This window comes from Mycobacterium sp. ELW1, from assembly GCF_008329905.1.
Lineage (GTDB): Bacteria > Actinomycetota > Actinomycetes > Mycobacteriales > Mycobacteriaceae > Mycobacterium.
In genome coordinates, this window is sequence record NZ_CP032155.1 from 2,576,769 (window position 1) to 2,598,428 (window position 21,660).

The following is a 21,660-nucleotide window of genomic DNA, read 5'->3' on the forward strand; positions in this document are numbered from 1 at the left end:
TGAGGTTGAGGGTTTGCCAGAAGGGCCGAAGACCCGATCCCCACCTGGGAGGAAGACAGACGATGACCCCCCGCATAACTACCTCGCCGTCATCAAGGTCGTTGGCATTGGCGGCGGCGGCGTCAACGCCGTCAACCGCATGATCGAGCAGGGACTCAAGGGCGTGGAGTTCATCGCGATCAACACCGACGCCCAGGCGCTGTTGATGAGCGACGCCGACGTCAAGCTCGACGTCGGCCGTGAATCCACCCGCGGTCTCGGCGCCGGCGCCGACCCCGAGGTCGGCCGCAAGGCTGCCGAGGACGCCAAGGACGAGATCGAGGAACTGCTGCGCGGCGCCGACATGGTGTTCGTCACCGCAGGTGAGGGCGGCGGCACCGGGACCGGCGGCGCACCCGTGGTGGCCACCATCGCCCGCAAGCTGGGCGCGCTCACCGTCGGCGTGGTGACGCGGCCGTTCTCCTTCGAGGGCAAGCGCCGCTCCAACCAGGCCGAGAACGGCATCCAGGCGTTGCGCGAGAGCTGCGACACCCTGATCGTCATCCCCAATGACCGGCTGCTGCAGATGGGCGACGCCCAGGTCTCGCTGATGGATGCCTTCCGCAGCGCCGACGAGGTGCTGCTCAACGGTGTCCAGGGCATCACCGACCTGATCACCACCCCCGGCCTGATCAACGTCGACTTCGCCGACGTCAAGGGCGTCATGAGCGGGGCGGGCACCGCCCTGATGGGCATCGGCTCGGCCCGCGGTGACGGCCGCGCGCTCAAGGCCGCCGAGATCGCGATCAACTCCCCGCTGCTGGAAGCGTCGATGGAAGGCGCCCAGGGCGTGCTGCTGTCGGTCGCCGGCGGCAGCGACCTCGGTCTGTTCGAGATCAACGAGGCCGCCTCGCTCGTCCAAGAGGCCGCGCACGCCGAGGCCAACATCATCTTCGGCACGGTGATCGACGATTCGCTCGGTGACGAGGTACGCGTGACCGTGATCGCCGCCGGCTTCGAGTCGGCCACCCCGAGCCGCAAGCCGGTGGTCGGTACCCCGACGACCGGCCAGGGCATCGTTCCCGGTGCGGCGGGCAAGCTCAGCTCCTCGCTCTTCGATCCGAGTGATCCCGCGAGCGTGCCGGTGCACACCAACGGCGCGACGGTGCGGATCGGTGGCGGTGACGACGGCGGTATCTCCGACGACGACGTCGACGTGCCGCCGTTCATGCGGCACTGACGCTTTCCGCACTGCCGCAATACTGGGTTTGTGACAGTCATCCGTCGTGTGACCACCACCCGTGCCGGTGGTGTCTCGGTCAGACCGTTCGACACCTTCAATCTCGGTGACCACGTGGACGACGATCCGAAAGCGGTGGCCGCCAACCGGAAACGCCTGGCCGCCGCGATCGGGCTGCCCGAGGACCACGTGGTCTGGATGAATCAGACCCACAGCGATCACGTCGCCGTCGTCGACGGTCCGCGTGCCGACGCCGTTGACGACACCGACGCCCTGGTGACCACCACACCGCGACTCGCCCTTGCCGTGGTGACCGCCGACTGCGTGCCCGTGCTGATGTCCGACGCCCGAGCCGGGGTGGTGGCCGCCGTCCACGCCGGCCGGGTCGGTGCCGCCGACGGTGTGGTGCTGCGAACGCTGGAAACCATGTTGTCCAACGGTGCTCATGCCGAGGACATCTCGGTGCTGCTCGGCCCGGCCGTCAGCGGCGCCAACTATGAGGTGCCCGAAGAGATGGCCGCCGACGTCGAAGCGCGGCTGCCCGGCAGCAGGACGCGGACCGCGAAAGGCACACCGGGACTGGATCTGCGGGCCGGAATCGCCCGGCAACTTCGCGACGCCGGGGTGAAGGCCATCGACGCCGACCCGCGCTGCACGGTGGCCGACACCAAGCTGTTCAGCCACCGCCGCGACGCCCCGACCGGTCGCCTGGCGTGTCTGGTGTGGATGGAATGACGAGCCCCACGGACCGCGAGGCCGAACTCGCCACCGCCCTGGCCGCGCTGACCGACCGGCTCGCAGCTGCCGCGCGCGACGCCGGTCGCGACGTCGCCGAGATCGAGCTGCTGCCGATCACCAAGTTCTTCCCGGCGACCGACGTCGCCATCCTGTGGCGGCTGGGCTGCCGGGTGTTCGGTGAATCCCGCGAACAGGAGGCCTCCGCGAAGATCGCCGAGGTGGCCGATCTGACCGGGGCGAGCGACCTGCGCTGGCACATGGTCGGTCAGATCCAGCGCAACAAGGCCAAAGCGATTGCGGCATGGGCGGATACGGTCCACTCGCTGAGCACCGCCAAGGTGGCCGCGGCACTGGACAGGGGTGCCGCGCTGGCCATCGAGGAAGGGGTGCGGAGTGCGCCCATCAGCGTGTTCGTCCAGATCAGCCTGGACGGGGACACCTCGCGCGGCGGTGTGGACATCGGCGATCCGGGCGCCGTCGACGAGCTGTGCGCCCTGGTCGCCGAGGCCGGCGGATTGCGGTTGGCCGGGCTGATGGCCGTCCCGCCGCTGGGTGCCGATCCCGACGCGGCATTCGCGGCGCTGGCCGACGAACACCGTCGAATATTGCGCAATCATCCTGGTGCGACAGCGTTGTCGGCCGGGATGTCCGGCGACCTGGAGGCTGCGGTGCGACACGGATCTACGTGTGTGCGTGTCGGAACCGCGCTTATGGGACAACGTCCTCTAACGTCTCCCTGAGTAGTCACTCCAGTCACATCTTCATCACAGACACCGCACTTCACGCTTCAGAAGGGTCCAGCGATGAGCACTCTCCACAAGGTCAAGGCTTACTTCGGTATGGCCCCGATGGACGACTATGACGACGAGTACTACGACGACGACGACCGCGGCGCTCACCGCGGTTACGCCCGCCGTGAGCGTTTCGCCGACGACGACTACGAGCGCCCGGGCCGCTTCGACGACCGCGACCCGCGGATGGGTCGCGAGTATGACGATCCGCGCGAGGCGGACTACGCACCGACCGGCGGCTTCCGCGCCCAGTACGGCGACGAGCCGCGGTTCCGTCCGCGTGAGTTCGAGCACCCCCACGACATGCCGCGCTCGTCGCGGTTCGGCTCGCTGCGGGGTTCGACCCGCGGCGCTCTGGCGATGGACCCGCGCCGGATGGCCGAGCTGTTCGAAGCCGGCAGCCCGATGTCGAAGATCACCACGCTGCGCCCCAAGGACTACAGCGAGGCCCGCACCATCGGCGAGCGCTTCCGCGACGGCCAGCCGGTGATCATGGACCTGGTGTCGATGGACAACGCCGACGCCAAGCGGCTGGTCGACTTCGCCGCCGGTCTGGCGTTCGCCCTGCGCGGATCGTTCGACAAGGTGGCAACCAAGGTGTTCCTGCTGTCGCCGGCCGACGTCGACGTCAGCGCCGAGGAGCGCCGGCGGATCGCCGAGGCGGGTTTCTACAGCTACCAGTGACACGTCGGCGAAGTGTGCCGACGGTCTTAGGTAGGCTGACGGCGTCGCGCTGGCCTCAAACCAGCGATGTCGGCAATGTCACATCCGCTGTTGATTAAGGACCGGCTCTAGTTGTCGCTGTTCTTCGAAATTCTTGGCTTCGCGCTGTTCGTGTTCTGGCTGCTGTTGATCGCGCGTGTCGTGGTCGAGTTCATCCGGTCATTCAGCCGGGACTGGCACCCGCGCGGACTGACCGTGGTGATCCTCGAATTGATCATGACGATCACCGACCCTCCGGTGAAGCTGCTACGTCGACTTATCCCGCAGCTGACGATCGGCGCGGTGCGGTTCGACCTGTCGATCATGGTGCTGCTGCTGGTCGCGTTCATCGGAATGCAGCTGGCATTCGGCGCAGCAGCCTGAGATTGCCCCGCCGCCGGAGCGCCCGCACGTTACCGCAATGTCCGGCGAATCGCGATCAGCCACGCCGAGGTGGGGGCGGCAAAAAATTGAAATTAGCTCTTAATTATTGGTCTCCGAGGCGACCGGCGGTTCTGGTGTGACAGGATGGACGCCAGTTACAGTACGGAACGACGAACGTTCGACACGTTCTAGACTTTGCACCCGTTCAACCGTTCAGACCCGAGGGGGCAGATGATGCCACTTACACCGGCCGACGTGCACAATGTGGCGTTCAGCAAGCCGCCCATCGGCAAGCGAGGCTACAACGAGGACGAGGTCGACGCCTTCCTCGACCTGGTGGAGAACGAGCTGACCAGGCTCATCGAGGAGAACTCGGATCTGCGCCAGCGGGTCGCCGAGCTGGACCAGGAGTTGTCCTCCGCGCGCTCCGGCGGCGCGGTTCCGCAGCCCACGCAGGCCATTCCGGTGTACCAGCCCGAGCCGGAGCCCGAGCCCACCCCGGCTCCCGCGCCGCAGGCGGCTCCCGCCCCGGCGCCGAGCCCGGCCGCCAGCGAGGAGCAGGCCATCAAGGCCGCTCGCGTGCTGGCCCTGGCCCAGGACACCGCCGACCGGCTCACCGGCACGGCCAAGGCCGAGGCCGACAAGCTGCTCAGCGACGCGCGCACCAACGCCGACCAGATCCTGTCGGAGGCCCGCCACACCGCGGAGACCACGGTCGCCGACGCCAAGCAACGCGCCGAAGCGCTGCTCAGCGACGCGCAGAACCGCTCGGAGACCCAGCTGCGGCAGGCGCAGGAGAAGGCCGACGCCTTGCAGGCCGACGCCGAGCGCAAGCACACCGAGATCATGGGCACCATCAACCAGCAGCGGACTGTCCTCGAGGGACGGCTGGAGCAGCTGCGGACATTCGAGCGCGAATACCGCACCCGGCTCAAGACATACCTGGAGTCGCAGCTCGAGGAGCTGGGCCAGCGTGGGTCGGCCGCACCGGTCGATTCCGGCGCTGCCAGCGACGGTGGCGGGTTCAACCAGTTCAACCGGGGCAATAACTGAGCGCTGCGCGCGCTGGAGGTGATCGATGCTGATCGTTGCGCTGGTGCTGGCGGTGATCGGCCTCGCGGCCCTGGTCACCGCAGTCGTCACCAGCAATGAGCTGGTCGCGTGGGTATGCATCGCGGCGAGCGTCGTCGGGGTCATCCTGCTGATTGTCGACGCGATCCGGGAGCGCCAGCAGCGTCGTATCGATGACGTGGAGCCGGCGACCGTCACGGCTTCCGACGAGTCGGTGGAGTCGTCGGCGACCGCGGAGACCACCGCCTACTCGGAAACCGACGAGACGGTCGACACGACCTATTCGACGTTCGACGCCGACTACCCCGAGGACGAGGCACCGGCGGCGACGGAGCCTGAGGTGGCCGAGGACACCGCCGACAAGCCCGCCGACAAGCCCGAGGACACCGCCGACGACGCTGCATCTGAGGGTGCGGGCGAATCGGTCGCGGACGAAGCGGAGAAATCCGGCGAGTCCGGCTCACGCTGACCTTTTGGTGACCCCTGCGGGGCGCTCGGTCAATCGGGTCCCCATACGGGTAGAAGGGATCCATGGGCATCCACTACTCGAGCATCGTCGACCATCCTCTTGACGAGGTCTTCGCCTGGCACACCCGGCCCGGCGCGATGCGGCGACTGGTTCCGCCCTGGCAACCGATGCGGGTCATCGCCGAAACCGAGTCGCTCGCCGACGGCCGCGCGGTCCTGGGTCTGCCCGGCGGCCTGCGCTGGGTGGCCCGGCACGATCCCGCCGGCTACGACCCGCCACACCAGTTCGTCGACGTGCTGTCCTCGGACGGGCTGATGACGCTGCCGCCGCGGATCATCGGGTGGTGGCGGCACACGCACACGTTCGCCGACGCCGGTGCGGGCCGTACCGAGATGCGCGACGAGGTGGACACGACAGTGCCCGGCGCCGCGCTGCGTTCGACGTTCGTCTACCGGCACCGCCAGCTGGCCGATGACCTCGCCGCCCATCGGGATGCGCGGCAGGCCGGTGCCGGCCAGTTGTCGGTCGCCGTCACCGGGTCTGCCGGTCTGGTCGGTACCGCGCTCACCGCCCTGCTGACCACCGGCGGGCACCGGGTGATCCGGCTGGTCCGCCGCGAGCCGGTGCGGCCTGACGAAAGACGTTGGGAGCCACATGCTCCCGCGCCTGATCTGCTTGCGGGGGTCGACGCCGTCATCCACCTGGCAGGCGAGTCGATCGCCGGGCGCTTCACCGAGGCCCACCGCCGCGCGATCCGTGACTCCCGCATCGAGCCGACCCGCCGGCTCGCCGAGTTGGCCGCCGGCGCGAGGGTGGGCGCATTCGTCAGCGCCTCGGCGATCGGGATTTACGGGTACGACCGGGGCGACGCCGAGTTGTCCGAGGACAGTGCGCGTGGTGACGGCTTCCTCGCCGACGTGGTCGCCGACTGGGAGGCCGCCACCGAGCCCGCCGCGAGCGCGGGGGTTCGGACCGTCTGCGTGCGCACCGGCATCGTGCAGGCCGCGCGGAGCGGCACGCTGCGGTTGATGCGCCCGCTGTTCGCCGCCGGCCTCGGTGGCCGGTTGGGCAGCGGCGAGCAGTGGTTGTCATGGATCGGCCTCGACGACCTGCTCGACATCTATTACCGCGCCGTCTATGACGAGGCGATCGCAGGTCCGGTCAACGCCGTCGCGCCGAATCCGGTGCGCAACAAGGCATATACGAAGGCACTCGCGGCGACGCTGCATCGCCCGGCGGTCCTGCCGGTGCCGTCGCTGGGTCCGCGGGTGTTGCTGGGCAAGCAGGGTGCGCAGGAGCTGGCCGAAGCGAATCAGCGAGTGCTGCCGGCCAAGCTGGTTGAGCTGGGCCACCGATTCCGGCAGCCCGAGGTCGAGGGCGCGCTGGCCCACGAGCTCGGGCACGACCCCGGGTAACTCAGTCGGTCGCCCGCCACGACTGGAGACTGCGCAGCAACGAACTTTTCTTGTGCTCGTGGCCGGCCATCCGCCCCAGCACATCGTCGAGCGTGACGACCGCGTCGGTGATGTAGGGACCTTTGTTGAGCATCACGCACTCGGCGCGTTCCGCCATTGCCGCATCGGTGATTTCGGCCCGGGACGGAAGCCCGGTGGTGGCGAGTTGCTCGAGCACCTGGGTCGCCCAGATCACCGGCAGGTGCGCGGCTTCGCAGAGGCACAGTGTCTCCTCCTGCAGCTCCGCCATCCGTTCGTAGCCGACCTCGACGGCCAGATCGCCGCGGGCGATCATCACCCCGACCCGGCGCCGTCGCATCGCGGTGAGCAGCAGCCGGGGCAGATGCTCGAAGGCCAACCGGGTCTCGATCTTGAGCACCACGCCGAGATCGCGGTCACCGAGACGGTCCAGTTCGTCGAACAGGCGGATGACGTCAGCGGGTTCACGGACGAACGACAGCTCGACGAAGTCGGCCAGCTCGACCACCGTGGCCAGGTCCGCGATGTCCTTGTCGGTCAGTGCCGAGATCGGCAGGTCGGTGTCCGGAACGTTGATTCCCTTGCCGGCCCGCAACTTTGCCGTCCCGTGCGCGGGGCGCTCGATGCGCACGTCGAGGGTGTCGGCGGTCACCGCGACCACCACGCCGCCGAGTTTCCCGTCGTCGAAGAACACGCGTTCGCCCACCTCGGCGGTGTCGAACACCTCGGGCAACGTGCAGCCGATCCGTGGCGGCTGGCCCTCGTCGACCGGTGCCGGTGTGCAGTCGCGGGTGACCCGCACGACGTCGCCCGCGGCCAGTCGCAGGCTCTGCTCGACGGCTGGTAACTCGCCGACCTTGGTGGAGTCCTTCCGGCGCCGCTTTGTCCCCGAGTCGCTTCGCTCCTGCCCGCCGGCCTTGAGCACTGTCCCGCTGCCCACATACGTCGTCTTCTCGGTGGTGACGACGAATCCGCCGGGTGCGGCGGCGGCCAGCAGCAGCCGCCGCTTCGATCCGCGAGTATCGCGCAGCACCAACTCGTCGCCTTCGGCGCGGTTGGCCAGCCAGTCCGCTTTGACCGGCAGGGTGACCAGATCCGGCTCCGGCGGGCGGGCCGGCCGTCGCGCCGAGGTCAGCCAGCCGCGCCCGGCCGCCACCACCTGACCCTGGGCGTTGCGGGTCGGCCGAAGGCGCACCACCCGGGGTCCCGGCTCCAGCGGGCCGGTGCGCAGTTTGGGGCCGCCCAGATCCATCGCCACCAGGCACGGGCGACCCGCGGCCTCGGCCGCGGCGCGGACGTTGGCCGCCATGGCTTTCCACGCGGTCGCGTCGTCGTGGGCGCAGTTGATCCGGGCGATCCGCATGCCGGAGTCGATGAGTGTGCGCGACAGACCGGGATCGGTGGCCGCCTCCGACGGCAGGGTGACCATGATCCGGGCCGCACGATCCTCGGCCGCCGGCCCCAGCAGCTCGGTGGCGTTGCGCTCGAGAAGGCGACTGCCCTCGGCGACCTCCACGCAGACCTGGTCGTTCGGGGTCCAGCCCTGCCCGCGCATCGCGGCTATCGCCGCCGACACCAGGCGCAGCGTCGCCTGGACGTGCGCTTCGCTGCGGCCCAGCGAGGACAGCCCCAGCTCGGTCAGCTGCTGCTGGGCTACGCGGAGATCGACTTGTCGCATCGCCCAGTAGTGCACCAGATTGGTTGCACTGCAACGGTTCTCATCGGCAACCGGGTCGGTCCACGGTTGCCATCGCAACTCGGCGTCGGCCAGCTGGGCCAGCAGCGCGTCGACATCACTCTGCAGCTGGGCCAGCTGCTGCGCGTCTGCGGACATGGTCCGGCACGCTAGTCACTCCAGGTTGCGGTTGGGTGAACGGTTGCCGGTCGGGAAACAGCAGCAGCCTGCGCTGGCCCAACATTGTCTTCGCCAGCTGCGAAAATTGACTGATCAGCGGCAATTGGCATGTTGCTAGCTAGCGGGCGACCTTCGCGAGGAATCCGCGCACCAGCTGCCGGAGCCGCCGCGCGGCGTCATCGACGTGCGTGGTGGTGTCGGCGCGCAGGTCCTCGGCGCGCAGCCCGAGCCGGGTCAGATCCCCGTCGCCGCGGGTGCGGTCATCGTCGATCCACAGCTCCAGCAGCTTGTGGTCTAGTTCGGGATGAAACTGTAGACCCAGGGCCCGACCGTGCACGAAAGCTTGTGTAGCGCAACCGTTCTGGGCGACCACGGTGGATCCCGGCGGGGCGGTGAAGCGGTCGAAATGCCACTGGAACCACGGCCCGGCGTCGGGCACCAGTTCGGGGTCGATGCTGTGCACCTGATGCCAGCCGATCTCGGGATCGGGGGAGCGCTGCACCGAACCGCCGAGCGCGGTCGCCACCAACTGGCCGCCGAAGCACACTCCGAGCACACCGACACCGGCGTCGGCGGCGCGGCGCACCACGTCGATCTCATCGGCCACCCACGGCAGCCGTTCGTCGTACACCGCCCACCGTGAGCCCAGCGGCACGATCACGTCGTAGCGAGTGGGGTCGGGGAAGGTCACGTCGACGGTCGGGTCGCTGGCTCGATGCGCCGGGACGACCTCGAATGTGTCGACGTCGAAACCGAGTTCGGTGAACGTCTCGCCGAGCAGCGCTTCGGGGGCGATCGGATCGTTGTAGATGAACAGGACCTGACGGGGCACCCGCATACGGTACGGCAGGTGCGCGGCTACACGCAGTCCGAGGCGCCGTCGACGACCAGCACCGCGCCGTTGATGTAGCTGCTCTGCGCCGTGCACAGGAACGCGATGGCCGGTGCGACCTCGTCCACCCGGCCCATCCGCCCGGCCGGGATGTGGGCGATTTCGGTCGCCATGATCTCCGGGACGGCATGCATCGGCTCGGTCATCGCGGTCTCGATGGTGCCCGGCGCGATCGCATTGACGCGGATCCCGTACTTGGCCCACTTGACCGCCAGGTTGCGGGTGACGTTGACGATGCCGGACTTGGCCGCCCCGTAGCCGGGGACCATCGTGACCGCACGCAAGGCCGACATCGAGGCGAGGTTGACCACGCTCGCCCCTCCCGCCGCGGTCGACGCCGTGAGCGCGCGCCGCAGCCCGACGGTGAGCCGGTAGGGCCCGGTGAGGTTCAGTGCGACCGAGGCGGCGAACCCGTCGGGCGCGGATTCGTCCAGGCCGCCGGGGAAGTTGGCGCCGGCGTTGTTCACCAGTACGTCGAGCGACGAGATGCTCTCGGCCAGGCTGTCAATGGATGCATTGTCGGTGAGCACAAGTTGCCGATAGGTCATGCCGGACAGGTCGGTGTCGTAGTCGGCGGCACCGGGTTTGGTGCCGGTCACGGTGACGGTGGCGCCGGCGTCACGCAGCAGCACGGCCACGGCGTGGCCGATGCCACTGGTCGCCCCGGTGACCAGTGCCTGGGTTCCGGTGAAGTCGAAGCTCAGCTGGGCGGTCATGTGTACCTTTCGATCTGCTTGGTCAGCCAGGCGCTTTCCCAGAAGTTGATGCTGTCGGCCAGCAGCCGCTCGTGGGCGTCCCTGAGTACCGCCCGCGCTGCGGCGTCGTCGGGCGCGGTGTGGGTGACGACTTCGGCGAGGTGGATGGCCTCCAGCGGGCGACCTTCGGTCAGGTGGCGCCGGGCCCGTGTAGTCAGGGCCTCGGCGCCGGCCAACTCGACGAGGTCCGCACTGACCGCGTCGGCGCCGGTCGGGTACAGCTCGGTGGTCGACCGGTGATGGAACCATCCGGAATAGTTCTCCCAGATCGCCCGGACATCCCAGGCCACCTTGCCGTAGCCCTGGCCGACCTCCAGGTGGGCGGGCAGGGTGATCTCGCGCATCAGGGTCCGGACATCTTTACCGGCGTTCATTCCGGCCACGGTTTCGTCGTGCAGGTATTGCACGGCATCGCGCAGCCGGGACAGCTCGGCGTCGATCAGATCGGCCCCCCGGACGGGGTCGAAATGTCCGGTGAGCAGCACCTCGGGCCGCAGTGACCGAACCCGCTCGATGGTGTCGATCACCGTGAGCGCATCCCGGTAGCGGTCACCGCGCATGGTGACCAGATTGGGGATGTGCCCGAAGATGGGTCCGAAGGTGTTGCTGCACAGGCAGATCCGCTCATCGGGCAGCCAGATCACCATCGAGTCGGTGGTTTCCCCGCCCGGAGTGGCGATCAGTTCGAATCGCCGTTCGCCGACCGTCAGCGACAACCGGTCGTCGACCACGATGTCGGCGCACCCGGCGCTCTGGGGCGGCAGCCTCTTGCCGAAGCGCTGCTGGATCCTGGCGATACCGCCGGCCAGTCTGTCGGAGAATGCGAACGCACTGCGATTGGCCCGGTACGGCAGCAGCCGCTCATTGTCGTCGCGCCATTGCTCCCAATTCGCCTGTGCCACCACCGTGGTGTCCGGATCGCGCAGGGTGTCCAACCCGCCGACGTGGTCGTAGTGGCCCTGGGTGATCAGGATGTAGCGCACCGGCGACGAATCGACGGCGTCGAACACCGCGCGGTGCACCGGGGCTTCGAATCCCATCCCGGTGTTGACGACCACCCGGCCGTCGGAGGTGGTGAGCAGATAGGAGTTGGTCAGTCCGGGTGAGCACCAGATCCCGGGGGCGACTTCCTCGGCATGTTCGGCGCAGGCAGGGGCCATGGCGTCGGCGCCGGGCCGGCTGCGGTAGAGGGGTTCCACGACGGTTCCTTCAGATCTCGGGGCGGACGTCGAAACGATCGAAATAGAACGCGAACCGAGACCGCAGTTCCTCGGGCTCGACGCCGAAGTGCCGCCTCAGGTCGTAGGGGATGCGGCCCTTGGCGCCGCGGTGGTTGTCGTCGATGTAGGCGCCGAATCGCTTGGCCACCTTGGGCGGGATATCGATCCCGGCGTGCTCGTAGAACGAGGCGAGTACCGGCATCTCGTTGCCGTTCAGGTGATGGAAGCCGATGTCGACGCTGCGGTCGGCGGGCACCAGTTCCCGGTCGCGCACGCAGGCGGTCAGCAGCCGGTGGATCCGGTCGCTCCAGTAGCCGACCAGCCAGTCGGGGTCGATGCTGGTGCGGCGCAACCGATCCGAGTACGCCATCATCGTGATCGCCGACTGGATCACCGCGACGGGGTCGCGATGGGTGAAGGCGACGGTGGCATCGGGAAAGGTGGTCATCAGCGGACCGAGCTGCTCGGCATGCTGTGGCGATTTCAGCACCCAGGTGCGCGGGCCGCGCAGGAAGGTCAGCGCCTGCAGGATCTTCTTCAGGTAACCGTAGTGACGGACGTGGTCCAGGCCGAGGTAGAAGTCGCGCCAGCCCGGCACGCGGGCGTGCCACTCGAGGACATAGCCGGCCATGTCGAGGTCGAGGAGTTCGACCTCCTCCTCGATGGCCTCGGGGAATCGATCGTGCATCGCCGCGACGTACGGGGTGCTGGCCATCAGCGCCTCGTGCTCGGCTTTGACGCGGGTGTAGCGAGGATCGACGCCGAACACCTCGGGTCCCTGCCCGAGCGCGGGAATCGGGTCCTCGGCCTCCCAATACGGCAGGGCACGCCGGCGCGGATCCTGCGCGATCAGGTTGACCAGGTGAGTGGTGCCCGAGCGGGGCATGCCGACCACGATCAGCGGCCGCTCGATCGGGATGGATTCGATTTCGGGGTAGCGCTTCAGCAGGTCGACGAGCGAGAGCCGGTTGCGCACCTTGCGAATCACTCTGGCGCGCAGGCTGCTTCGGATCAGTTGGCGCAGACCGGTGTCGGACTCGATGGCCGCCACGTGTGCGGCCAGCCGGCCGGCGAACCCGTCGTCGTCGGCCAGGTCATCGCTGCCCGCCTGCCGCTCCGCTTCGGCGAGCATCTCGTCGATGTCGAAGGTGACGTGCTGCGACTCGGTGTAGTCGAGGATCTGCCGCTGCGTGTCGGTCAGCACCGGGTCGGTCAGGTCGTCGAGGTTCAGTGTCTCCGGGGATGACCGCGTCGTCATGTCCGGGCACTTTAATCCCCGGTGCGGCTCCCGGTCGGGGGTTCTCGCTGGCCGGGATCAGGCCCAACCGTCGGCGCGCCAGCAGACCCAGTCGATCTCGACCAGGGCACCCACCGCCAGCCCGGTCGCGCCGACGCAGGTTCGGCTCGGCAGCCGGTCCGGGAACCACGGCGCGTAGGCGGCGTTGAAGGCGGCATAGTCGTCCCAGTCGAGCAGAAACGCCCGCACCGAGACCACGTCGGGCAGGCCGCCGCCACACAGTTCGGTGACGCGCAGCAGGTTGGTCAACACCTGATCGGTCTGGGTCGCGACATCCTCACCGACCACCGTGCCGCTGGTGTCGGTCGGCATCTGGCCGGTGACGTAGAGGGTTTGGCCTGCGGCCGTCGCGTGGGCGAACGGCGCCACCGCGGGCGGAACACCGTCGGCCGGGGTGAACGTGAACGTCCGAATACCGGTCATGCAGCGGGATTCTGCCACCGTGGGAAACAACGCTTGTCGATTCGGCCATGGACGCCCTGACGCTGGTCGACCACCTGGGTCACGGTGAAGTCCACCGCCACCGACATGAACGAGTACGCGTCGGCGCGGGACAACCCGAAGTGACAACGCAGCAGCTGCAGTGTGCGCAGCGTCGCGCATTTCATCGCGGCGTCCAGGCTGTCGCCGAAGCCGTGCACCAGCAGTTCGGTCGCGGTCTCCAGGACCGGGACGGTGAACGGCAGATCGCGGCGAATCGTCAAGCGCAACAACCCGTTCAGCGATGACTCCAGCGCGGTTCCGCTGACTTCGCCGTCGCCTTGTGAGACATGCGGGTCGCCGACCGAGAGCAGCGCGCCGGGCACCTGGACGGGGTAGTACATCCGCCCGCCCGCGCCGATGCGCCAGTTGTCGACGTTGCCGCCGTGGTCGCCCGGTGGCACCGAGGAGACGCGCACCGGATCGGCCGGCGCCACACCCATGGTGCCGAAGTGCGGCCGCAGCGGCACCACGACTCCCGGCAGCGCCGGCTCCCGGCTCGCGGGGTCGGGCGCCACGATCGTGCCCGGCTCGTTGGCCAGCGGGGTGGCCGTCCAGTCGTAACCGAACAACGCCCGACCCAGCAGCGCGTTGACATCGAGTTCGTAGATGGTGACCCGTTCGACGGGAATCTCGTCGTAGAGGTAACCCCAGTGCCCGGCCAGGTTGGATCCGTACGGCAGGCGCGGGGTGGCTTCCAGGATGTCGACCTGGAGCACGTCACCCGGTCGGGCACCGCTGACGGCGATCGGCCCGGTGAGGATGTGCGGTCCCGGCCCGCGGTCGTCGACCTCGTCGAACACTCGCGAAATGCGCTCGTCCATCAGCAGATCGGGGGCGTCGCCGGCGTGATGGGTCAGCGTCTCGATCGCCACCAGGTCCCCGGAGTCGACGGTCAGTGCGGGAGCCTGGCGTGGGTCGAAGAAGCCCCACTGCACCGTCTGCGCGGTCGCCGGGAGGTGGTGCACTGCCATAAGCGACAGATCATGCCAGCAGCCCGGCCCGGGCGCGCGCCGAAGAATTACACCGCGTGATAGCGACGTTCGGGCCGCCCTGCCCCGTACTGCAATCGCAGTCCCACCGCACCGGCGGTCAGGAAGTGTTCGAGGTAACGGCGCGCACTGACCCGGGAGATGCCCACCAGATCAGCGCATTCGGCTGCCGACAGCTCGCCGGCCCCGCGGACCGCGTCGAGGACCAGTCGCGCGGTCTCGGCGCCCAGTCCTTTGGGCATCGGCGGTGAGTCGCCGGATGCGGGGGAATGCCCGAACAGCGTGTCGACGAAATTCTGATCGATGCCTCGGTCTGCGCCGAGGGCATCGGCGCGCGCGGCGAATGCCGCCAGTTTGGTTTTCAGCTGCTCGAACTCGAACGGCTTGATCAGGTAGTCGGCGGCACCGCCGTCGAGGGCGCCGCTGACGGTGTCCAATTCCCGTGCTGCCGTGATCATGATGACGCCCACCGGGTCACCTTCGGCTCGCAAGGTCTGCAGCACCTGCAGGCCCGTCATGTCGGGCAGGTAGACGTCGAGCAGGATCAGGTCCGGACGCACGGTTCGGGCGGCGTCGAGTGCAGCGGCGCCGGTATGGGCCACCTCCACGGTGTGAAATCCCTCGATGCGGTCGACGAAGCGCCGGTGGATGTCGGCGACCATGAAATCGTCGTCGACGACCAGTACCTCACGCATGACTCACCGACTCGATCCTCGGCAGCCGGGCGACGAACAAGGCGCCGCCACCGTCGGCGTCGTGCACCTCGGCGGTACCGCCGTGCTGGGCGGTGATCAGCCGCACGAGCGCCAGGCCGATTCCACGACCGCCGGGAACATCGGGCTTCGACGTCACGCCCCGGGAGAAGATCTGGCTGCGTTGTGCTTGCGGCACACCGGGTCCGGAGTCGGCGACCTCGATGGTCAGGCCGTCGGCGTCGTCGATCCGGACCTCGACGCGTGAGGCGACGGTGCCCTCGGATACGTCGACGGCGTTGTCGACCAGGTTTCCCAGCACGGTGATGACGTCGGTCGCCAGTGCCGGGCTCAGCGCCGCCAGGTGCGAGTCGTCGGCCAGTTGCAGCGACACGCCGCTCTCGGCGGCCAGGGTGGTCTTCGCGATCAGCAGCGCCGCCACGGCGGGGTCCGAAATGTGCTGTGTGACAGCAGCGTCGATCTCGGCCCGGCGACGGGTCAACGCGCCGACCAGATCCCGCACCGAGTCGTACTCGCCAAGTTGGACCAGTCCGGAGATGGTGTGCAGTTGGTTGGCGAATTCGTGGGTCTGCGCGCGCAGCGTGTCGGTCACGCTCTTGTGTGAGGACAGCTGGCCCTGCATCGACGCCAGCTCGGTGCTGTCGCGCATGGTGGTGACCGTACCGATGCGCTGACCCTGGCTGGTCGCCGCCCGCCGGTTGAGCGCCAGCACCCGATTCGGCGTGGCGATGACGACGTCGTGACCGTCCTCGCCGGACACCAGGAAGTCGGCGACGGCCGGGTCGATACCGGCGTCGCGGACCAGCCGGTTGACGGCGTCGGCGCCGATACCCAGCAGTTCCTGGGCGCTGTCGTTGACCACCGTGATCACCCCGTCGGTGTTCACTCCGATCACACCCTCACGAATGCTGTGCAGCAACGCTTCTCGATGTTCGGCCAGCCCCGCGATCTCGGCGACCTCCAGACCGCGGGTGTGCCGTTTGATCCGCCGCGACAACAACCACGACGCGACCAGGCCCAGCGCCGCCCCCAGACCGAGATACGCCAGCAGCCGCTCACCCGCGCCGCTGAGCAGCTGCCAGACCGAGGGATAGGGCTCGCTGACCGACACCACCGACAGCACCGCCCCGTCGGTGGACAGGATGGGGACTTGGCCGGCCAACGTGTGGCGGCCGTTGATGTCGAGGTCGCCGAACCAGGCCCTGCCCTCCACGACCCGCGACGGCCCGAAGTCCGCGGTGCGGCCCACCCGCGACGGGTCGGTGGACACTCGCACCCGTCCGGACGGGTCGATGATCTCGGCGAGCCCGGCCCCGGACAGCGCCACCGCCCGGTCGACGTCCGGCGCCAGGATCTGGGACGCGAAGGGGTCGCCGTACCGGTCCCGCACGAGCGGTGTCGACGCCACGTTCTCGGCGACGGCGATCATCCGCTGCCCGCGCACGTCGCGGAACTCCTTGGTCGACTGGGCGATCGACACCGCCCCCACGGCGACCAGCACGACCGCCACCACGAGCAACTGGAAGGCGAGGAACTGGCCCGCGAGGCTGCGGCCGCTACGTACCAGCGATGACCACAACGACCACAACTTCCTCTGCGTCCGAAAGAGTGACTGCCGTCACTTCCTCGACCAGTATTGCTGAACATCACATGTGGACGAACTCTTCCCAGAAGGAAACGGGGTCGACGAATGGTGCGACGACGCACGAAGCGGTTCGCGGTGATCGCCACCGTGCTGGCCGTGACGTTGCTGCTCGCCGGTTGCGGCGTGACGCGGGGCGATGACCCGTCCGGGCTGCACCGCCTGCGGATGATGGTGCCGAACAGCCCCGGTGGCGGCTACGACCTGACGGCGCGAACGGCCGTGAAGATCATGGAGGACCGCGACATCACCGGGCGCGTCGAGGTGTTCAACGTCCTCGGCGCCGGCGGCACCGTGGCGATGGCGCGGCTCATGAACGAGCGGGGCAACAACGACCTGATGATGACGATGGGCCTCGGCGTCGTGGGCGCCACCTATACCAACGGGTCCAAGGTCAAGGCCTCCGATGCCACCGCGATCGCCAAGTTGATCGAGGATCCGGGCGCGATCTTCGTGCCCGCCGATTCGCCGTTCACGACGGTGCAGGACTTCGTCGCGGCCTGGAAAGCCGATCCGAGCAGGATGACGATCGGCGGGGGATCCTCACCGGGCGGACCCGATCACCTGTTCCCGATGGAAGTCGCCAAGAAGGTCGGCGTCGACCCGAAACAGGTCAACTTCATCACCTACGACGGCGGCGGAGACCTGCTGACCGCACTGCTCGGCAAGAAGATCACTGTCGGTACCTCCAGCCCGGGCGAACTCATCGACCAGATCGAGGCGGGCCAGCTGCGGGTGCTCGCGGTGTCCAGCGATCAGCGCGTGGAGGGCATCGATGCGCCGACGCTCAAGGAGTCCGGCATCGATCTGACCTTCGCCAACTGGCGCGGTGTCCTTGCGCCGCCGGGTATTTCGGACAGCGCCAAGAACGACATGGTCAAGGCGCTCGAAGAGATGCACGCCACGAAGGAATGGAAAGAGGCGTTGGCCAAGAACGGTTGGACAGACGCCTTCGTGACCGGTGCGCAGTTCGAACAATTTCTCAAAGACCAGGACAACCGGGTCTCGTCGACGCTGACCGAATTGGGGCTGCTGTGAGCATTGATGAGAAACAAGCAGAGCCGGACGGCCGGTCCGATTATGCGCAGTACATCGTGGTCGCCGTGCTGGCGATCGTCGGCGGATTCCTGGTCTACAGCGGGCCGACCTTGGACGAGGGTTTCGCCAAGGTGGATCCCGTTGGGCCCAAGTTTTTTCCGTTGGTCATCGGTGTGGCGGCGCTGCTGCTGGCGGTGATCCTGGCCGTCGCCATCCCGCGCGGCAGCAAGGGCGAGGCCGACGCGGGCGAGGACATCGATCCCGAGGCGCCGGGGGACTGGCGCACCGTCGGTCTGCTCGTCGCGCTGTTCGTCGCGATGATCCTGTTGGTCAACCCGGTGGGTTGGGTGATCACCAGCGCGCTGTTCTTCGCCGGTGCGGCAACGGTTCTGGGCGCCAAGCACTACGTGCGCAACATCGTCATCGGTGTCGTCCTCGCACTGGCCAGCTTCTACGCGTTCTACTCCGGGCTCGGAATCCCGCTGCCCGCAGGCATCTTGGACGGGATTCTGTAGATGGACAACCTCAACTGGCTGCTGCAAGGTTTCGCCGAGGCGGCGACGCCGATGAACCTGCTCTACGCCGTGATCGGGGTGCTGCTGGGCACCGCGGTCGGGGTGCTGCCCGGCATCGGGCCCGCCATGACGGTGGCGCTGCTGCTGCCCATCACCTACAACGTCAGCCCCAGTGCGGCGTTCATCATGTTCGCCGGCATCTTCTACGGCGGTATGTACGGCGGATCCACCACGTCGATCCTGCTGAACACACCGGGGGAGTCGTCCTCGGTGATCACCGCCATCGAAGGCAACAAGATGGCGAAAGCGGGCCGAGCCGCGCAGGCATTGGCCACCGCGGCCATCGGCTCGTTCGTCGCCGGGACCATCGGCACGGTGCTGCTGGCCGCGTTCGCGCCCGCGATCTCCCGGTTCGCCGTCACCCTCGGCGCGCCGTCGTACCTGGCGATCATGCTCTTCGCGCTGGTGGCGGTGACCGCGGTACTGGGCTCGTCGAAGCTGCGCGGTGCCATCTCGCTGGTGCTCGGCCTGGCGATCGGCATCGTCGGCATCGACTTCCTGACCGGGCAGCCACGGGCCACGTTCGGTATCCCGCAGCTCTCCGACGGTATTGACATCGTGGTGATCGCCGTCGCGATTTTCGCTGTGGGAGAGGCGCTCTGGGTGGCCGCGCATCTACGGCGCAGGCCCGCCGACGTGATCCCGGTCGGGCGGCCGTGGATGGGCCGTGATGACTGGCGGCGGTCCTGGAAGCCGTGGTTGCGCGGCACCGCGTTCGGGTTCCCGTTCGGTGCGCTCCCCGCAGGCGGTGCCGAGCTGCCCACGTTCCTGAGCTACATCACCGAGAAAAAGCTGTCCAAGCATCCGGAGGAGTTCGGCCGGGGCGCCATCGAAGGGGTGGCCGGACCCGAGGCGGCCAACAACGCTTCGGCCGCAGGCACTCTGGTGCCGATGCTGTCGCTGGGCCTGCCGACCAACGCCACCGCCGCGGTCATGCTCACCGCCTTCGTCTCCTACGGGATTCAGCCCGGGCCAACGCTGTTCAGCAAGGAACCGCTGCTGATCTGGACGCTGATCGCCAGCTTGTTCATCGGCAACTTCCTGCTGTTGGTGCTCAACCTGCCGCTGGCGCCGCTGTGGGCCAAGCTGCTGCGCACGCCGCGGCCGTACCTGTATGCCGGCATCCTGTTCTTCGCCACGCTCGGGGCGTTCGCGGTGAACATCCAGCCGCTGGATCTGGCACTGCTGCTGCTGTTCGGAGTGCTCGGCCTGATGATGCGCAGGTTCGGGCTGCCGGTGCTGCCGCTGATCATCGGCGTCATCCTGGGCCCGCGCATCGAACGCCAACTGCGCCAGAGCCTGCAGCTCGGCGGCGGCGACTGGTCGAGCCTGTTCACCGAACCGGTCGCGATCGTCACCTACGTGTGTATGGCCGTGCTGCTGATCATCCCGCTGGTGCTGCGGCTGCTGCACCGCGACGAAGAGACGCTGTTGGTCGTCGAGGACGACAAGGATCAGAGAGAGAAGGCGCAGACGTCATGATCGTCGTGGGATACACCAACGACCAGCACGGCCTGGCGGCGGTGGACGCCGGCATCGCCGAGGCCACCCTGCGCAACACGGACCTGCTGGTGGTCAACTCGACGCCGGGGGACTCTTACGTCGACGCCGCGTTCGCCCAGCCCGGGCAGGTGCGCACCATCACCGAACACCTACGCGAGAGCGGGGTGAGCTTCGAGCTCTCGCAGCCGGTGGGGGTGTACGCCGCCGACGCGCTGCTGCAGGCGATGGAGCGCCCCGATGCCGAACTCCTGGTGATCGGCCTGCGGCATCGCAATCCTGTCGGCAAACTGCTCCTCGGCAGCGTGGCGCAACAAGTGCTGATGGAGTGCCCGAAACCTGTGCTCGCGGTCAAGGCTGGCTAATAACGAATAATGGATGTCATGGACATCAGCGGATCGGTCTGGTTCATCACGTGCGCGGTCATCATCGGGCTGTTCGTGTTCGACTTCTACGCCCACGTGCGGGTGCCGCACGAACCCACGTTCAAAGAGTCCGCGATCTGGTCGTCGGTGTACATCGGGCTGGCGGTGGCGTTCGGGTTCGTCGTGTGGTGGCTGTGGGGCGGGACGTTCGCCGGCGAGTACTTCGCCGGGTACGTCACCGAGAAGGCGCTGTCCGTCGACAACCTGTTCGTGTTCACGATCATCATGGCCACGTTCGCGGTGCCACGGGAATTCCAGCAGAAGCTGCTGCTGATCGGGATCGTGCTGGCGCTGGTGATGCGGGCCGGGTTCATCGCCGTCGGTGCCGCGGCCATCAGCACGTTCAGCTGGGTGTTCTACCTCTTCGGGGTCTTCCTGGTGCTGACCGCGATCAAGCTGGCGAAGGAGGCCGGTCACGAGAAGGAGGTCGAGGAGAAGCGCGACAGCCGCATCATCGCGCTGGTCCGCCGTCTCGTCCCGACGACCGACACCTACGACGGCGACAAGTTCCTCACCAAGGTCGACGGTAGCCGCGCCGTCACACCGATGTTGTTGGCGCTGATCGCGATCGGCTTCACCGACGTGCTGTTCGCCCTCGACTCGATCCCGGCGATCTACGGCCTGACCGAGCAGCCCTACATCGTGTTCACCGCCAATGCGTTCGCTTTGATGGGGTTGCGGCAGCTGTACTTCCTGATCGGCGGTCTGCTGGACCGGCTCATCTACCTGTCGTACGGGTTGTCGCTGATCCTGGCGTTCATCGGCGTCAAGCTCGTGCTGCACGCGCTGCACGAGAACACGCTGCCGTTCATCAACGGCGGCGAGCACGTCAAGGTCCCCGAGATCTCGACGGGCATGTCGATCAGCGTGATCGGGGTGGTGCTGCTGGTGACGACGGTGGCGAGCCTGGCGAAGACGCGGGGACGCACGACATCGACTAACCCGGTCTAGATCTACCTTGCGGGGCGGGTGGTGACTGTCGACCTGATTGCCACGCCCGCCAGGCGGACCCCGTACGCAACCGCGCTCGCGCCGAACAGCGCTGCCGTCAGCAGAAGCCAGCGTCCCAGATAGGGGGCTTGGGTCAAACCGGTGGCCGCATGAAAGTTTGGCGCGCCCTGCTCGATGATGCCGGGCAGGAAGACGACAAATGTCAACGCCGCACCCATAAGAGGCACGCGTACGTAGTTGATCAGTGGTACACGGGTCTTGGCAGGACGGTGACGGAGTGCGCCCACCAGGACGCGATCGACGAGCGAATACCCGGGGAACAGCACAAGATCGTGAGCGACGATGGCCGCGGCGAACCAGACCGCGATGGACTGCCACCAGGTGGTGGGATTCCACAGCTGCGCAGGACCCAAAGTGACGAGAACATAAGTGAATAACGCGAATCCGGCTGTCAAGGTGAGCAGATGGAACGGGTGCGAGCCATAGACCTCGCGGAACACCGATGGGGACGATGACAT

23 protein-coding genes are annotated in these 21,660 nt (G+C 67.8%); 13 read left to right on the forward strand and 10 right to left on the reverse strand.

What is annotated here, in order from left to right; all coding sequences use genetic code 11:
• Nucleotides 1-13 precede the first annotated feature (13 nt).
• The 8 genes from ftsZ (at nt 14) to D3H54_RS12000 (ending at nt 6,789) form a co-directional block, all read left to right on the forward strand.
• A complete protein-coding gene (gene ftsZ / locus D3H54_RS11965) occupies nt 14-1,219 on the forward strand; it encodes a cell division protein FtsZ (protein ID WP_149379220.1) in 1,206 nt (401 codons plus the stop codon).
• 30 nt (nt 1,220-1,249) lie between these two features.
• Nucleotides 1,250-1,954 (forward strand): peptidoglycan editing factor PgeF, encoded by a 705-nt coding sequence (gene pgeF / locus D3H54_RS11970; protein WP_149379221.1) that lies wholly within the window; start codon nt 1,250-1,252, stop codon nt 1,952-1,954.
• Entirely contained in the window at nt 1,951-2,697 is a 747-nt protein-coding gene (locus tag D3H54_RS11975; protein WP_149379222.1) for a YggS family pyridoxal phosphate-dependent enzyme, read from the forward strand. The genes pgeF and D3H54_RS11975 overlap by 4 nt, the downstream gene beginning before the upstream one ends.
• Nucleotides 2,698-2,760: 63 nt before the next feature.
• Nucleotides 2,761-3,432, forward strand: a complete 672-nt coding sequence (locus D3H54_RS11980) for a cell division protein SepF (RefSeq protein WP_149379223.1) — start codon at nt 2,761-2,763, stop codon at nt 3,430-3,432.
• A gap of 111 nt (nt 3,433-3,543) precedes the next feature.
• Nucleotides 3,544-3,834, forward strand: a complete 291-nt coding sequence (locus tag D3H54_RS11985) for a YggT family protein (RefSeq protein ID WP_149379224.1) — start codon at nt 3,544-3,546, stop codon at nt 3,832-3,834.
• A 234-nt stretch (nt 3,835-4,068) separates the two neighbouring features.
• Complete coding sequence (wag31, locus tag D3H54_RS11990) at nt 4,069-4,887, forward strand: DivIVA-like cell division protein Wag31 (protein WP_149383487.1); 819 nt, start codon at nt 4,069-4,071, stop codon at nt 4,885-4,887.
• A gap of 25 nt (nt 4,888-4,912) precedes the next feature.
• Entirely contained in the window at nt 4,913-5,374 is a 462-nt protein-coding gene (locus tag D3H54_RS11995) for a phage holin family protein (RefSeq protein ID WP_149379225.1), read from the forward strand.
• A 62-nt stretch (nt 5,375-5,436) separates the two neighbouring features.
• Entirely contained in the window at nt 5,437-6,789 is a 1,353-nt protein-coding gene (locus D3H54_RS12000; RefSeq protein ID WP_149379226.1) for a TIGR01777 family oxidoreductase, read from the forward strand.
• A gap of 1 nt (nt 6,790) precedes the next feature.
• Here D3H54_RS12000 and D3H54_RS12005 read toward each other — a convergent pair whose 3' ends face one another.
• From D3H54_RS12005 to D3H54_RS12045, 9 genes are all read right to left on the reverse strand, one after another.
• On the reverse strand, nt 6,791-8,641 hold the full coding sequence (locus D3H54_RS12005) for a pyruvate kinase (RefSeq protein WP_149379227.1): 1,851 nt from the start codon (nt 8,639-8,641) through the stop codon (nt 6,791-6,793).
• Between the two features lie 139 nt (nt 8,642-8,780).
• Nucleotides 8,781-9,494, reverse strand: coding sequence for a type 1 glutamine amidotransferase (locus D3H54_RS12010; RefSeq protein WP_210419680.1), 714 nt, complete (start codon nt 9,492-9,494; stop codon nt 8,781-8,783).
• Between the two features lie 26 nt (nt 9,495-9,520).
• The gene (locus tag D3H54_RS12015) at nt 9,521-10,270 is read right to left on the reverse strand and encodes an SDR family NAD(P)-dependent oxidoreductase (RefSeq protein ID WP_149379229.1); all 750 of its coding nucleotides are present in this window, start codon (nt 10,268-10,270) and stop codon (nt 9,521-9,523) included.
• Nucleotides 10,267-11,469 (reverse strand): alkyl sulfatase dimerization domain-containing protein, encoded by a 1,203-nt coding sequence (locus D3H54_RS12020; RefSeq protein WP_149383488.1) that lies wholly within the window; start codon nt 11,467-11,469, stop codon nt 10,267-10,269. The genes D3H54_RS12015 and D3H54_RS12020 overlap by 4 nt, the downstream gene beginning before the upstream one ends.
• 49 nt (nt 11,470-11,518) lie before the next feature.
• Nucleotides 11,519-12,787 (reverse strand): sulfotransferase family protein, encoded by a 1,269-nt coding sequence (locus D3H54_RS12025; RefSeq protein ID WP_149379230.1) that lies wholly within the window; start codon nt 12,785-12,787, stop codon nt 11,519-11,521.
• 57 nt (nt 12,788-12,844) lie between these two features.
• Complete coding sequence (locus tag D3H54_RS12030; protein ID WP_149379231.1) at nt 12,845-13,249, reverse strand: RidA family protein; 405 nt, start codon at nt 13,247-13,249, stop codon at nt 12,845-12,847.
• Nucleotides 13,246-14,280 carry an acetamidase/formamidase family protein gene (locus tag D3H54_RS12035; protein WP_149379232.1) on the reverse strand — a complete coding sequence of 345 codons (1,035 nt, stop codon included), beginning with the start codon at nt 14,278-14,280 and terminating at the stop codon, nt 13,246-13,248. Before D3H54_RS12035 ends, D3H54_RS12030 begins: the two co-directional genes overlap by 4 nt.
• Before the next feature lie 47 nt (nt 14,281-14,327).
• On the reverse strand, nt 14,328-14,993 hold the full coding sequence (locus D3H54_RS12040) for a response regulator (protein WP_149379233.1): 666 nt from the start codon (nt 14,991-14,993) through the stop codon (nt 14,328-14,330).
• Nucleotides 14,986-16,599: a sensor histidine kinase gene (locus D3H54_RS12045; RefSeq protein WP_149379234.1), complete on the reverse strand. Its 1,614-nt coding sequence runs from the start codon at nt 16,597-16,599 to the stop codon at nt 14,986-14,988. The genes D3H54_RS12040 and D3H54_RS12045 overlap by 8 nt, the downstream gene beginning before the upstream one ends.
• Before the next feature lie 102 nt (nt 16,600-16,701).
• Here D3H54_RS12045 and D3H54_RS12050 point away from each other — a divergent pair, with 102 nt between their 5' ends.
• The 5 genes from D3H54_RS12050 to D3H54_RS12070 are packed head-to-tail and all read left to right on the forward strand — an operon-like array spanning nt 16,702 to nt 21,142.
• Entirely contained in the window at nt 16,702-17,691 is a 990-nt protein-coding gene (locus D3H54_RS12050) for a Bug family tripartite tricarboxylate transporter substrate binding protein (RefSeq protein WP_149379235.1), read from the forward strand.
• Nucleotides 17,688-18,206 (forward strand): tripartite tricarboxylate transporter TctB family protein, encoded by a 519-nt coding sequence (locus D3H54_RS12055; protein ID WP_149379236.1) that lies wholly within the window; start codon nt 17,688-17,690, stop codon nt 18,204-18,206. The genes D3H54_RS12050 and D3H54_RS12055 overlap by 4 nt, the downstream gene beginning before the upstream one ends.
• The gene (locus D3H54_RS12060) at nt 18,207-19,748 is read left to right on the forward strand and encodes a tripartite tricarboxylate transporter permease (protein ID WP_149379237.1); all 1,542 of its coding nucleotides are present in this window, start codon (nt 18,207-18,209) and stop codon (nt 19,746-19,748) included. It begins immediately after the preceding gene.
• The gene (locus D3H54_RS12065; RefSeq protein ID WP_149379238.1) at nt 19,745-20,131 is read left to right on the forward strand and encodes a universal stress protein; all 387 of its coding nucleotides are present in this window, start codon (nt 19,745-19,747) and stop codon (nt 20,129-20,131) included. Before D3H54_RS12060 ends, D3H54_RS12065 begins: the two co-directional genes overlap by 4 nt.
• Nucleotides 20,132-20,149: 18 nt before the next feature.
• The gene (locus tag D3H54_RS12070) at nt 20,150-21,142 is read left to right on the forward strand and encodes a TerC family protein (RefSeq protein ID WP_149379239.1); all 993 of its coding nucleotides are present in this window, start codon (nt 20,150-20,152) and stop codon (nt 21,140-21,142) included.
• A 2-nt stretch (nt 21,143-21,144) separates the two neighbouring features.
• On the opposite strand, the gene D3H54_RS12075 is transcribed toward D3H54_RS12070, so the two are convergent.
• On the reverse strand, nt 21,145-21,660 hold the full coding sequence (locus tag D3H54_RS12075) for a hypothetical protein (RefSeq protein ID WP_149379240.1): 516 nt from the start codon (nt 21,658-21,660) through the stop codon (nt 21,145-21,147).